We start from the raw sequence: 12,272 nt of genomic DNA on the forward strand, positions 1-12,272 counted from the left end.
GCGCTGGGCGTGGCCGACCGCGTGGTCGTGATGCGCCAGGGGGGCGTGGTGCACGAAGGCCCGGCCGAAGCACTCCGCCAAGACCCTGACATGCAACGCCGCCTGCTCGGCATCTGACGCCATGACCACCCAACCTCTCCTGCAAGTCGAAGGCCTCGTCAAGCGCTACCAGCGCGGCTGGCCGCAACGCCAAACCACCTTCTGCCTGGAGGCCGACTTCCACATCGACGGCCCCGCCATCGTCGGCGTGATGGGCGCCAACGGCGCCGGCAAGACCACGATGTTCGAGCTCATCACCGGCAGCAACCTGCCCAGCGAGGGCCGCGTGCTGGTGGCCGGGCAGGACATCCACAAGGTGCGCTACCGCGAGCGCGACCGCCTGGCGTTGCACTACCACCAGAGCTACCAGGTGCGCTCGTTCACGCGCACCCTGCCCTCCTTCATGCTCGAGCACGCCGCCACCGACCGCGCGCTGGTGCACCTGTTCGACGAGCCGCAGTTCAACACGCAGGACGGCTACATCGGCTTCATGCTCGACTTCTTCCGCCGCCTGCGCGGCGCGGGGCGGCTGGTGTTCCTGTGCCTGCACCCCAACGAGCCGGTGCACCTGGACATCTTCAACGAGGTGTGCGATCGCTATCTCTTCGTGCACAAGGACGAGCAGCGCGTGAGCCGCATCCTGCAGGCGGGCTCGCTCGACCAGCTGGCGCGCGACGCGCGCGTGCGGCACTACCTGGGCAAGCTGGCGCCGCCCTTGCCGCAGGCGGCTTGACGGGCAGCTACCCGTCTTGCCCTGCGACAGGAAGCGAGTGCTCTCGCACCATGACGTTGGTGATCCAGCCCACGCAGGTCGATGCACGCGTGCCGTCTTGTGTCACGAAGGCGTCCGAGCAGTTGGGGTTGCCGTCCATCGCCTGCTTGACGGCGAGCAGGCGCGCTGACCTGCCGACGACCACAAACGACTGGAAGATCAGTTTCAGCGTGGGGTCGTTCAGTAGATCCTCCAGCGTGGCATCGGCCAGCGCCGTGCCACCCAGCTCTGCGCGGCTCACCAGGAACTTGTCGATGAAGCTGCGGTGGAGGACGAAGAGAACCTTGCCGTCCTTGTCGAGAATCGGCAGGCGATTGCGCCCATCCTTCTCCAGAAGCGCATCCACCACGTCGGCCTTCAGCTTCATGGTGGAGGCGTGCGACAAGTCCGCGAGGGTCAGCTTCTTGACCGCAGGGTTGGACATGTCGAGCATGGCTGCAGTGACTGAGATGCCTTGAAGCTGTTGGTCTGGAGTGAGTTGCCGGACCAGATTGGCCGTCTGGGTTGCCGCTGCCACGAAGTTCTCTCGCGAGAAGTAGAAGGCCAGTACGGTGCCGACCCATGTGCCCATCACGGGGAGAACGATGGTCAGGATGTCCTTCGCGTGGGCATACCGTTCCTTGGACTCGGCTCCGCCAGGCAGGGAGACGAGGATCGCGGTCAAGGCCAGCAGGGAGATGGCCGCGAGCGCGAAGTAGGTGACCCATCGCCCCAGCTTGGCCCGGGCAAGGCTTTCCGCTTCACCGATCGCACCGGGTTGCGCTTGCGCTGTGTCAGTCATGTTGCCTCCAGTTGGCGCGGTGGACGCCGCACCTAGCGATCCATCAACTCGACCTCTTCCTTGAACCCCAGGTAGTTCGCAATGAACTTGATCGCGCCGGTGAACTTCAGCGCTTCGTAGCGAAACTTGCCCCGATCCATGATGGCGGGCCCCAGCATCGACGAGAAGCGGTCGACGATGTCGCTCTTTCCTGAGGGATCAAACAGCCAGAACCGCTCTATGACGCTGTCAGAGATGGTGCTCAATGACCAGAACGCCCTGAAGAACTGGTCTGACGGCGGCAGCGAGTAGCCGATGACAAAGATGTTCTCCGCGGACGACAACGCCTCGCTCGCACGAGTCCAGACCGTTCGCAGCTGTTCCTGGTACCACCCTTTGTTCCAGGTGGGCGGGACGATGATGGGCTCGGGGTGAAGCGACTCGCCCCACTTCTCTGATCCAAAGAGCAGCTCCATCGTGTCGATGGGGCGCTCCGCCTCCCTGTCCAGCCCGAGACGATCCCAATAGGTCTTGGCCAGCATGGGCTTCAGCGGCGCTGCCTCGATGAGCGATGTGGCCCCGTCGCGAAACCAATTCAGGGAGCCATGCACCTTGTAGTGCGGTACGCCGCGCGGTGCATGCTTGGCAGCGCCGCCCAGTCCGTAGTTCACGGGAACGCCTTTGAGTGCCAGGGCGTAGTCCAGGCACAGGTCATAGTTGAAGTTGATGATCGCCAAGGGTGCGAACTCCCTCAGCGACTGCATCTCCAGAAGCAGCTCTGCAAAGGCCGCGTAGGGGTAGGGCGCGACGACCGTGTGATCTCGGCCGGTCAGCGGATACAGGATGGATTGCTCCAGCGTGCGCATGATCAGGTAGCGCAAGCTGGTTGGCAGCCCCTTGACCAGCTGCGTATCCAGGTTGGACAAGCGCCCGATCAAGCTGGCCATCCCGTAGGTGGCAAAGAGGTTCTCGATGTTGTCCAGGTCGATCGTGGACTTGACGTAGGCATGCTGCAGCTTTCGCCGGGCTTCGAGGCTGACCTCGAAGTGCTCTTGAGCCCAACCCGCTTCGCCTCTGCGCAACACCCTTGCCGCCAGATCAATGAAGTCGTACATGAGGGGGCCGCCGGCGGCGCGAGAGGCACCGGCACCAAGAACAAATACCGTCTTCATGCGAGTCTCCGATCGGGTCCAGGCGTGCGGCAAAGGCGGCAGCGAGCGCCAGCCCGGCCGACCTTAGACCCGATGGGCTTGCGAATCGTCAGCAACCTTGAGGATGAAGGTGAGCGATGGCGAGGCGTGTGGCGGTGCCAGCGACGGCGCAGGTCGGATGCGTTCGGACACCCAGAGCGGGACGAACGAGTTGCGAGTCAGGCCCGTTCCACCGGGTAGCCCGCTTCGCGCCAGGCCTTCATGCCGCCATCCAGCGCGATGGCGCGCTGGAAGCCCATCTCGTGCAGCGTGGCGGCGGCCAGCGTGGAGATGCGGCCGAACTCGCAGACCGTGAGCACGCGTTTCGTCGGGTCCGGCAGTTCGTCGTTGACGCGCAGCTCCAGCTGGCCGCGCGGCAACAGCCGCGCACCCGGCACGTGGCCGGCGTCGTAGGCGTCGCGTTCGCGCACGTCGAGGATCACCAGGTCGCTCGACGTGCCATCGGCGACCAGGCGGCGCAGCTCCTCGAGCGACATGAAGGACACCGAGGCCGCGGCCTCGGACAGCATCTCGGCCACCGTGCGCCCGCCGCTCATGTTGGTGCGCAGCGCTTCGGTCAGGTGGGTGGGCATGCCGAGGTTGAGCTCGCGCATCATCGCCACGAAGGCCTCGCGCTCGCGCTTCTGCAGGCGCGGGTTGCCGGCGATCTCGGCGGCGAGCGTGGAATGTCCGCGGCCCTTGTAGTCGTGCGCGGGGTAGACGAGCAGCGCCGGGTCGAGCTTGAGCAGCCGGTTGAACAGGCTGTCGTACAGCGCCTCCGGGTCACCTGACGGCAGGTCGGTGCGGCCGGTGCCGCCAATCAACAGCGTGTCGCCAGTGAACACGCGGTCCGGCGCCACCAGGCACATCGAGTCGGCCGTGTGGCCGGGCGTGTAGAGCACGCGCAGGCGCAGCTGGCCGATGGCGATGAGCTCGCCGTCGTCCACCCGCAGGTCCACGCCGGGGTAGGGGCTGCGCCGGTGCATCACGGTCTTGGCGCCCAGCTGCTGCGCGAGCCGGCGCGTGGCCGAGAAGTGGTCGGCGTGGGTGTGGGTGTCGATCGCGTAGCGGATGCGCAGGCCGTGCTGGGCGGCGAGTGCCTGGTAGCGGTCGAGCTGGCTGTTCTCGGGGTCGATCAGCGCGGCCACGCAGGTCTGCGGGCAGCCCACCAGGTAGGACTGGCAGCCGCCCGTCGCGATCTGTTCGAAGAGCATGCCGCTCAGCCCGGCTGCTTGACGATGCGCAGGTAGGGCTTGGGCGCCTTCCAGCCATTGGGGAAGAGCTTCTTGGCGTCGTCGTCGGAGACCGAGCCGGCAATGATCACGTCTTCGCCCGGCTTCCAGTTCACGGGCGTGGCCACCTTGTGCTTGGCGGTCAGCTGCATGGAGTCGAGCACGCGCAGGATCTCGTCGAAGTTGCGGCCCGTGGTCATGGGGTAGGTCATCATGAGCTTGATCTTCTTGTCGGGGCCGATGACGAAGACCGAGCGCACGGTGGCGTTGGTGGCGGCGGTGCGGCCCTCCGAGGTGCCGGGCTCTTCAGCGGGCAGCATGTTGTAGAGCTTGGCGACGGCCAGATCCGTGTCGCCGATCATCGGGTACTTGACGGCGTGGCCCTGCGTTTCCTGGATGTCGGCGGCCCACTTGGCGTGGTTCTCCACCGGGTCGACCGAGAGGCCGATCAGCTTGCAGTTGCGCTCGGCGAAGTGCTTCTCGATGCCGGCCATGTAGCCCAGCTCGGTGGTGCACACGGGCGTGAAGTCTTTCGGGTGCGAGAACAGGATGGCCCAGCTGTCGCCGATCCAGTCATGGAAGCGGATCGGGCCCTGGGTGGTCTGGGCGCTGAAGTCGGGGGCGGTGTCGTTGATGCGCAGTGACATGGCAGCTCCTTCTCAGTGGTGAGCCGAAGAACGCGGCCGCAGGGGCCGTCGGGAGAGGGCCAATATAGCGAGCGCGTCAGGGCCTGCGCAAGGCGGCGGGTGCCGCCCCTGCTCAGAGTGGCAGTTCGGTGAAGTAGCGCCCGCCGTGATAAATCAGCGGTAGCGCGCCCTCGCGCTTCTCGCAGCGCTCGACCTCGCCCACGAAGATGACGTGGTCGCCCTCTTCGTACTGGCTGCGGTTGAAGCACTCGAACACCGCGGCGCTGCCTTCGAGCACCGGCGCGCCGCCGGCACCGCGGCGGAAGTTGACGCCGGCGAAGCGGTCGATGTCCTTGGAGGCGAAGCGCTCGGCCAGCAGGCGCTGCTCGGCCGAGAGGATGTTGATCGCGTAGTGCGAGCCGGCGGTGAAGGCCGGCATGGAGCCGGCGCGCTTGGACAGGCTCCACAGCACCAGGGGTGGCGAGAGCGAGACCGAGTTGAACGAGTTGGCGGTGAGGCCCACCGGGCGGCCGGCGGCGTCGAGCGCGGTGACCACCGTCACGCCGGTGGCGAAGCTGCCCAGCGCTGCGCGGAACTCCTGGGCGGAGAAGGCAGGGGCCACCGGGCGCAGCAACGCATTCATGGGGCGCATTGTGATGGGTACTCGCCAGCAGGGCCAACTCCCATCTAGGGGGTTTGGCGAGAGCCTGCATGCGAGCGACCACTACACTTTGCCGCATGAGACTTATTCACGCTGTGCGCTGCCTGGCGCTCGTGGGAGCGGCCTGCTCAGGGCTCGGTTCGGCTTGGGGCGCAGCACCTCCCGGCCACTGCGCAGAGCTCTCGCGACGACTGCCCAACCTCAGCCGCGCGTTGTGCGAGCAGGCCGCGCTGGTGGCGCCGGGCCCCAGCTCGGTGAGAGGCGTGCCGCTGTACCAGCGCGACGTGCTCGCTCCCGTGGCGCAGGATGTCTCGGTGCTGCCGCCCAAGCCGGCCAAGCCGAACCGGCGCGTGCTGGTGATCGGCGGCATCCACGGCGACGAGCTGTCGTCGACCGCGCTCGTCTTCCACTGGATCGCCCAGGCGCAGGACACCGCCGCCGGCATGGACTGGCGCTTCCTGCCCGCCATCAACCCCGACGGCCTGCTGCTGCCCCGGCCAACGCGCGTGAACGCACGGGGCGTCGACCTCAACCGCAACTTCCCCACGCCCGGCTGGGAGAAGGACGCGCCGGTGTATTGGGAGAAGCGCACCAAGAAAGACCCGCGCCGCTGGCCCGGCCCGGCGGCGCTCTCCGAGCCCGAGAGCCGCTTCATTGTCGACACCATCGCGCAGTGGAAGCCCGACCTCATCGTGACCGTGCACGCGCCCTACGGCGTGCTCGACTACGACGGCCCCAGCGTGCCGCCGCAGCGCCTGGGGCGGCTCTACCTCGACCGCGTGGGCATCTTCCCCGGCTCGCTCGGCCACTACGGCGGCGTGCACAAGGGCGTGCCGGTGGTGACCATCGAGCTGCCGAGTGCGATCCGCACGCCCACCGACGCCGAGATGCGGCAGATGTGGATCGACCTGCTGCGCTGGGTGGGCGAGCGCATGGGCTTCGGCGAACAGCGCTGAGTGCGTTCGGCGGGGCAGTTTGCAAGCGATTGCAACGGCCGCCCTCGGCCGCCAGCGACTAAATACCACTTAAGTACCATTAAGATACCTCTGCGCGCCGGGCGTCGTGCGTGACATGGGTATTTCGGTGTCGTTTCAGGTCGCCGAAGTGGTATTCGCATCTTGTTGCAACCGGGCCTGCGCCGATCTCGCCCGCCCCAACAGAATCGCGCCGCAGAACCGATCCGGTTCCAACCAGGACAGGAGGACGCGATGAAGGTGAAGGCGACGTTGGGAACGACCGCGATGGTGGTCGCCATTGGCAGCTTGTGGGGCCAGGCGCAGGCCGCACTGGCTTTCGACACCGAGAGGCAGGACACGCTGCTGGCCCAGGCCACGACGGCCCCGGCCTGGCGCGAAGGCGCCACCTACGCCGTGGGTGCGGTGGTCAGCTACGGCGGACGCGAGTACGTGGCCATCGTGGCGCACACCGCGTGGGCCGGCACGAACTGGAACCCGGCGGCGACGCCCACGCTGTGGCGCGCGTTGAGCGGCACCGCGCCGGCTCCGGCGCCCACCCCATCGCCGAGCCCGGCGCCCAGCCCTTCCCCCAGTCCAGCCCCCAGCCCCTCTCCGGGCGGCACCTGCTACCTGGCCTGGTCGGCCTCCACCGCCTACACCGGCGGCGCGACGGTCAGCTACAACGGCGTGAACTACCGCGCCAACTGGTGGACGCAGGGCAACAACCCCGCCACCAGCAGCGGCCCGACCGGCAGCGGCCAGCCGTGGACGGTGGTGGGCAGCTGCACCGGGTCGCCGGCGCCCTCGCCCAGCCCCAGCCCTTCGCCTTCTCCCTCGCCCAGTCCTTCTCCATCCCCCTCCCCGGCCCCTGCGCCATCCGACCCGCTGACGGTCTCTGAATCGGTGCGCGCCGACCAGGGCAAGCGCGTCTACGTCGGCTACTACCCGACCTGGAGCGACAACTGGTTCGACGCCACCGGCAAGAGCGCCAACGAGGTCTACCGCGCCAGCAAGTTCGCGCGCATCCCCGGCACCTACACGCACGTGATGGTGGCCTTCGCCGACCCCAACTTCTCGTGGGCGGGCCTGGCCGCGAACAGCTGGTCGGGCACCGGCGTGAACTTCAACGCCACGCCGCGCGACATCAAGGCCGCGATCGACGTGCTGCACCAGCGCAACATCAAGGTCATCCTGGCGGTGGGCGGTGCGACCTACGGCAACTGGGGTGCGCTGGCCTCGCAGGGCCAGGCGGGCAGCGGCGGCATCATCAACGCGCTGGCCAGCTTCATGACCGAGATGGGCTTCGACGGCCTGGATGTCGACTACGAGGTCGACGGCGACGTGGACCGCTACGCCAACTCGATCAAGGCCCTGCGTGCCGCGGTCGACCGCGCGGGCGGCGCTCGCGTGCTGACGCTCGCCGGCTGGTCCACCGGGGCCGACTGCACCGCCGGCACCGCGGCCGACCCGGCCTGCGCCGGCCGCATGTCGTACTGGGGCGGCAACGCCGGCCGCGAGCGCGGCGTGGTGCTGAAGTACCCGGCCACCGCCGCCATGCTCGACATGGTCAACGTGATGAGCTACGACGCGCGCTTCGAGCACTACGACGGCGTCACCGCCTACAAGGACTACCGCAGCCTCTACCCGGCCTCGACCATCGTGTCGATCGGCCTGGAAACCTCACCCGAAGGCTGGTCGGGCGCGAACCTGGTGGTCAACAACGCCGACGCGCAATGCGAAGGCTCGCGCAACCTGCAAGACCAGTACAGCGTGACCGTGAATGCGCCCTACTCGGTGGAGCGCTACACCGGCGCCGTGCTGGCCAGCACCAGCCCGCGCAAGAACCCGCGCGATGGCGCGATGCTGTGGTCCATCCTGAAGAAGGCGACCGGCAGCTGCGGCAGCGCGGCGCTGGCCACCCCGGGCAGCATCGGCAAGAAGGTCAGCCAGCAGTTCGGCCTGCCCGACGACCCGCTGCTGCAGGGCGCCGACTGGAAGTAAGACGTTCTTTGCGGACGAGGCGCGCACCACGCGCCGCCAACTTGGAGCCCTCCGTACCGCGGAGGGCCATTTTCTTGCCCCCGCCACTTCTTGTCGTCACGGTATAACGGCAGGCCCAGGAGGCACGGCATGCAGCTCATCACCCGCCACCTCATCGCAGCCGCCCACAACAACGCCTGGGCCAACCACCGCCTGCTCGCCCACCTGTTCGAGCACAAGACCCACCACCGTGGCCAGGTGCACGCCATGCTGTCCGGCACGCGCGTGCCGCCGCCTCAGCTCGACGAGTTCTATTGCGCTGACGACGCGCCGCGGCGTGTGGAAGATTTCCGCGTTCTCGGCTTTTCCGAGGCCGCGATCTGGAAGGCGGAATAGCGCCCGGCCACGCGGCGTAAACGAGACGTGCAAGCTCCTCCTTCCTTTCGCCAGCAGCTGCTCGCCGCCATCCCGCGGGTGCGCCGCTATGCCCATTCGCTGGTGATGGACGGCCCCAGCGCCGACGACCTCGTGCAGTCCACTCTGGAGCGCGCCCTTGCGCACTGGCACCAGTTCGACCAGCGGCGCGACATCGTCGTGTGGCTGCTCAGCATCGCCCACAACGCCTGGCGCGACACGCAGCGCCGCAACGCGCGCCTGCTGATCGTCGACCCGCAGGTGCTGCAGACCGAGCAGGACCAGCAGCGCAGCGACCCCGGCGCCGATGTCGGCCTGCGCATGGACCTGCTGGCCGCCCTGCACCGCCTCACCCCGGAGCAACGTGAACCGCTGTTGCTGGTGGCGGTCGAAGACCTGTCGTATGCCGAGTGCGCCGAGGTGCTGCACATCCCCATCGGCACCGTGATGTCGCGCATCTCGCGCGCGCGCGCCGCGCTGCGCGTGCTGCTCGACGGCAAACCCGTGGCCTCGGTGCACGCCCTGCACCGTGTCGTCTGATCATGAACAGCCCCACCCCTTCCTCCTTCACCGACGAGCGCCTGAGCGCCTGGCTCGACGGCGAGTTGCCTCCGGCGCAGATGGCCGAGGTCGAGGCCTGGCTCGCCGGCCACCCCGAAGAGGCCGCGCGCGTGCGCCTGTGGGCCGCCGACCGCGACGCCCTGCGCGCCCGCCTGGGCCCGATGGCCGACGAGCCGGTGCCCGAGGTGCTGTCCGAGATCGTCTGGCGCAACCCGCCCGCGCACCGGAACTGGCGCATGGCCGCCGCGGCTGCGGCGGTCTTCGTGCTGGGCGGTGCCGTGGGTGCGGGCCTGGTGACGCAATGGCGCAGCGAGCGTGTCGCGGTGGCCGCGGCCAAGCCCGCCGGCTGGGTGCAGCGCGCCGCGGTGGCGCACGCCGTCTACGTGCCCGAGCAGCGCCACCCGGTCGAAGTGGCCGTGGCAGCGCCCTCGGCCGAAGAGAGCCGCGCGCAAGAGGAGCACCTCGTCCGCTGGCTCACGCGCCGCCTGGGCTTCCAGGTGCGCCTGTTCGACCTGCGCGCCCAGGGCTTCGAGCTGGTCGGCGGCCGCCTGCTGCCCGATGCCGCCGGGCCCAGCGCGCAGCTCATGTACCAGGCCACGCAGCCCGCGGCGGTCGGCAGCGCGCCGCAGCGCGTCACGGTCTACCTGCGCAAGCCCGAGAACGGCACCGACTTCGCCTTCCGTTACGAGCGCCAAGGGGAACTTGGGCTGTTCTATTGCGTCGATGAAGGCATCGGCTACGCCCTCGCCGGCAGCCTGCCGCGCGAGCAGCTGCTGGCACTGGCCGAGAGCATCTACAAGCAACAGCCTGGGGCCAGGTAGCGGCACGTGATTTGCCCCAGACGCTCACCGGTCCACGCGTGACCAGGCTGGAGGCAAGATGAGTGGAGCAACAAGAGGCGTGGCGCTGCGCGCCGCGTACGTGCTGGTGGCGCTGACCTTGGCTTCCTGTGGCGGGGGCGGTGGTGGGGGCAGTGACGCGCCGCCTCCGCCCCTCCCACCCAACCAGGCACCGTTGGCGGTGATCGGCTCGCCCGCAGCGGGCAGCAGCTTCCGCGCCGGCGACACCCTCGTCGTCACCGTCAGCGCCACCGACCCGGAAGACGGCGCACTCGCGCCCGCCCAGCTCACCTGGTGGGCCGAGATGCACCACGACACCCACAGCCACCCGTTCCAGCCCGAGACCATCGGCGCCGGCGGCTCCGTGAGCGTGCCCACGCGCGGCGAAACCTCGGCCAACATCTTCTACCGCTTCCACCTGCGCGCCACCGACAGCGCCGGCGCGACGCACGAGACCACGCGCGACATCGCGCCGCAGACCGCGCAGGTCACCCTGGCCACCCTGCCGACCGGGCTGGCGCTCACGCTCGACGGCCAGCCCGTCACCGGCCCGACCGCCTTCACCGGCGTGGTGGGCCTGGAACGCGACCTGGTGGCGCCCCCCGTGCAGGACTTCGGCGGGCGGCGCTACCAGTTCGCCAGCTGGAGCAGCGGCCGCTCGGCCACGCACACGCTGTCGACGCCGGCCAGCGACACGACCTACACCGCGAGCTACACCGACATCGGCCCGGCGCAGAACACGCCGCCGAGCGTGGCACTCACCGCGCCGCTGGCAGGGGCCAGCGTCGTCGCGGGGGCGACCGTCCCCTTGTCGGCGACTGCGAGCGACAGCGACGGCCTCGTCACCGGCGTCGAGTTCTTCGCCAATGGTGTGAAGGTCGGGGCCACCGACACGGCACCGCCCTACGCGGTGGCGTGGGTGCCTGCGGCCAGCGGCGCCGTGACGCTCACCGCGCGCGCCACCGACAACGCCGGCGCCGCCACCTCCAGCGCGGCTGTCGGCGTCACCGTCACCCCGGCGACCGGCGGCGACACCCAGGCGCCGGTGGCCACGCTGACCGCGCCCGCGCACCTGGCGAGCGGCCTGGCCGGCGTGCTCACGCTGAGCGCCACCGCCACCGACAACGTCGGCGTGACCGGCGTCGACTTCCAGGTCGACGGCGTGCCCGTGGGCGCGACCGACACCACGGCGCCCTACAGCGTGCAGCTCGATTCGACGCTCTATGCCTCGGGCCAGCACGTGGTGCGCGCGCGGGCGCGCGACGCGGCCGGCAACCTGTCGCCCTGGGCCAGCGCCACCGTCGAGTTCGCCGGCACGCGTGCGGAGCCGGCGGGCTTCACCCACGTCGAGAACTGGGTCAACGGGCTCGGCGACACCACCGCCTTCACCCAGGCGCCCGACGGCCGCTTCTTCGTGGCCGAGCAGGCCGGCAGCCTGCGCGTGGTCACCCCGCAGGGCACGCTGCTGCCCACGCCGTTCATCACCCTGCCGGTCGACCCCACCGGCGAGCGCGGCCTGATCGGTGTGGCGCTGCACCCGAACTTCGCGAGCAACCGCTACCTCTACCTGCACTACACGACGACAGAGAACGGCACCCACAACCGCGTCAGCCGCTTCACCGCCAACGCGTCCAACCCTAACGTCGTGCAAACCGGCAGCGAGCTGCGCATCGCCGACCTGCCGGCGCTGTCGCCGGCCGTCAACCACAACGGCGGTGCGCTGCAGTTCGGAAACGACGGCAAGCTCTACGTGGCTGTCGGCGACAACTCCGACGGCTCCAAGTCGCCCGACCTGAACGACCCCATGGGCAAGATGCTGCGCTTCAACGACGACGGCAGCATCCCGTCCGACAACCCCTTCTGCACCACGCCGGCCACCCTGCGCTGCGCGATATGGGCCAGAGGCCTGCGCAACCCCTTCAGCTTCGCCGTGCGACCGAGTGACGGGCGCATGCACATCAACGACGTGGGCTCGCTGACCTGGGAAGAGATCAACGTCGGCGCCGCCGGGGCCAACTACGGCTGGCCGTCCACCGAAGGGCCGACGACGGCGGCGGGCATCACCTCGCCGCTCTTCGCCTACGACCACGACGCCGCGCCCAACGGCATGGGTGGCTTCTTCACCGGCTGCGTCATCTCGGCCGGCAACTTCTACCCCGAGGCGGGCCGCTTCCCGGTGGGCTACCGCGGCGGCTACTACTTCGCCGATGGCTGCTCGCTCGTGATCGGGCGGCTCGATCTG

At 69.0% G+C, this 12,272-nt stretch carries 12 protein-coding genes; 7 read left to right on the forward strand and 5 right to left on the reverse strand.

The window, feature by feature from the left end; translation table 11 throughout:
• Positions 1-121 precede the first annotated feature (121 nt).
• Positions 122-772 (forward strand): ATP-binding cassette domain-containing protein, encoded by a 651-nt coding sequence (locus VFL64_RS00435; RefSeq protein WP_489538406.1) that lies wholly within the window; start codon positions 122-124, stop codon positions 770-772.
• 7 nt (positions 773-779) lie between these two features.
• On the opposite strand, the gene VFL64_RS00440 is transcribed toward VFL64_RS00435, so the two are convergent.
• The 5 genes from VFL64_RS00440 to VFL64_RS00460 all read right to left on the reverse strand — a co-directional run bounded on the left by VFL64_RS00440 (position 780) and on the right by VFL64_RS00460 (position 5,271).
• Entirely contained in the window at positions 780-1,592 is an 813-nt protein-coding gene (locus VFL64_RS00440; protein WP_489538407.1) for a hypothetical protein, read from the reverse strand.
• Positions 1,593-1,624: 32 nt separating this feature from the next.
• Positions 1,625-2,743 (reverse strand): SIR2 family protein, encoded by a 1,119-nt coding sequence (locus VFL64_RS00445; protein ID WP_489538408.1) that lies wholly within the window; start codon positions 2,741-2,743, stop codon positions 1,625-1,627.
• Positions 2,744-2,940: 197 nt separating this feature from the next.
• A complete protein-coding gene (locus tag VFL64_RS00450; protein WP_489538409.1) occupies positions 2,941-3,975 on the reverse strand; it encodes an MBL fold metallo-hydrolase in 1,035 nt (344 codons plus the stop codon).
• Positions 3,976-3,980: 5 nt separating this feature from the next.
• Positions 3,981-4,640 (reverse strand): peroxiredoxin, encoded by a 660-nt coding sequence (locus VFL64_RS00455; protein ID WP_489538410.1) that lies wholly within the window; start codon positions 4,638-4,640, stop codon positions 3,981-3,983.
• A 112-nt stretch (positions 4,641-4,752) separates the two neighbouring features.
• Positions 4,753-5,271: a flavin reductase family protein gene (locus VFL64_RS00460; protein WP_489538411.1), complete on the reverse strand. Its 519-nt coding sequence runs from the start codon at positions 5,269-5,271 to the stop codon at positions 4,753-4,755.
• 86 nt (positions 5,272-5,357) lie between these two features.
• Between VFL64_RS00460 and VFL64_RS00465 the strand changes: the two genes are divergently transcribed.
• From VFL64_RS00465 to VFL64_RS00490, 6 genes are all read left to right on the forward strand, one after another.
• Positions 5,358-6,236 (forward strand): M14 family zinc carboxypeptidase, encoded by an 879-nt coding sequence (locus tag VFL64_RS00465; RefSeq protein ID WP_489538412.1) that lies wholly within the window; start codon positions 5,358-5,360, stop codon positions 6,234-6,236.
• Positions 6,237-6,488: 252 nt separating this feature from the next.
• On the forward strand, positions 6,489-8,237 hold the full coding sequence (locus VFL64_RS00470; RefSeq protein WP_489538413.1) for a carbohydrate-binding protein: 1,749 nt from the start codon (positions 6,489-6,491) through the stop codon (positions 8,235-8,237).
• Between the two features lie 129 nt (positions 8,238-8,366).
• Positions 8,367-8,612, forward strand: a complete 246-nt coding sequence (locus tag VFL64_RS00475) for a DinB family protein (protein WP_489538414.1) — start codon at positions 8,367-8,369, stop codon at positions 8,610-8,612.
• A 27-nt stretch (positions 8,613-8,639) separates the two neighbouring features.
• Positions 8,640-9,170, forward strand: coding sequence for an RNA polymerase sigma factor (locus tag VFL64_RS00480; RefSeq protein ID WP_489538415.1), 531 nt, complete (start codon positions 8,640-8,642; stop codon positions 9,168-9,170).
• A gap of 2 nt (positions 9,171-9,172) precedes the next feature.
• On the forward strand, positions 9,173-10,012 hold the full coding sequence (locus tag VFL64_RS00485; protein ID WP_489538416.1) for an anti-sigma factor family protein: 840 nt from the start codon (positions 9,173-9,175) through the stop codon (positions 10,010-10,012).
• Between the two features lie 58 nt (positions 10,013-10,070).
• On the forward strand, positions 10,071-12,272 hold a 2,202-nt coding region (locus tag VFL64_RS00490), incomplete at its 3' end, for a PQQ-dependent sugar dehydrogenase (protein ID WP_489538417.1).

This window comes from Rhizobacter sp. (assembly GCF_035702065.1).
Lineage (GTDB): Bacteria > Pseudomonadota > Gammaproteobacteria > Burkholderiales > Burkholderiaceae_C > Rhizobacter.

What these genes read in the sequence shown, in the direction of transcription:
- VFL64_RS00435 (WP_489538406.1), top strand. Translation starts at nt 122, where the DNA reads ATGACCACCCAACCTCTCCTGCAAGTCGAAGGCCTCGTCAAGCGCTAC.
- VFL64_RS00440 (WP_489538407.1), bottom strand. Translation starts at nt 1,592, where the DNA reads ATGACTGACACAGCGCAAGCGCAACCCGGTGCGATCGGTGAAGCGGAA.
- VFL64_RS00445 (WP_489538408.1), bottom strand. Translation starts at nt 2,743, where the DNA reads ATGAAGACGGTATTTGTTCTTGGTGCCGGTGCCTCTCGCGCCGCCGGC.
- VFL64_RS00450 (WP_489538409.1), bottom strand. Translation starts at nt 3,975, where the DNA reads ATGCTCTTCGAACAGATCGCGACGGGCGGCTGCCAGTCCTACCTGGTG.
- VFL64_RS00455 (WP_489538410.1), bottom strand. Translation starts at nt 4,640, where the DNA reads ATGTCACTGCGCATCAACGACACCGCCCCCGACTTCAGCGCCCAGACC.
- VFL64_RS00460 (WP_489538411.1), bottom strand. Translation starts at nt 5,271, where the DNA reads ATGCGCCCCATGAATGCGTTGCTGCGCCCGGTGGCCCCTGCCTTCTCC.
- VFL64_RS00465 (WP_489538412.1), top strand. Translation starts at nt 5,358, where the DNA reads ATGAGACTTATTCACGCTGTGCGCTGCCTGGCGCTCGTGGGAGCGGCC.
- VFL64_RS00470 (WP_489538413.1), top strand. Translation starts at nt 6,489, where the DNA reads ATGAAGGTGAAGGCGACGTTGGGAACGACCGCGATGGTGGTCGCCATT.
- VFL64_RS00475 (WP_489538414.1), top strand. Translation starts at nt 8,367, where the DNA reads ATGCAGCTCATCACCCGCCACCTCATCGCAGCCGCCCACAACAACGCC.
- VFL64_RS00485 (WP_489538416.1), top strand. Translation starts at nt 9,173, where the DNA reads ATGAACAGCCCCACCCCTTCCTCCTTCACCGACGAGCGCCTGAGCGCC.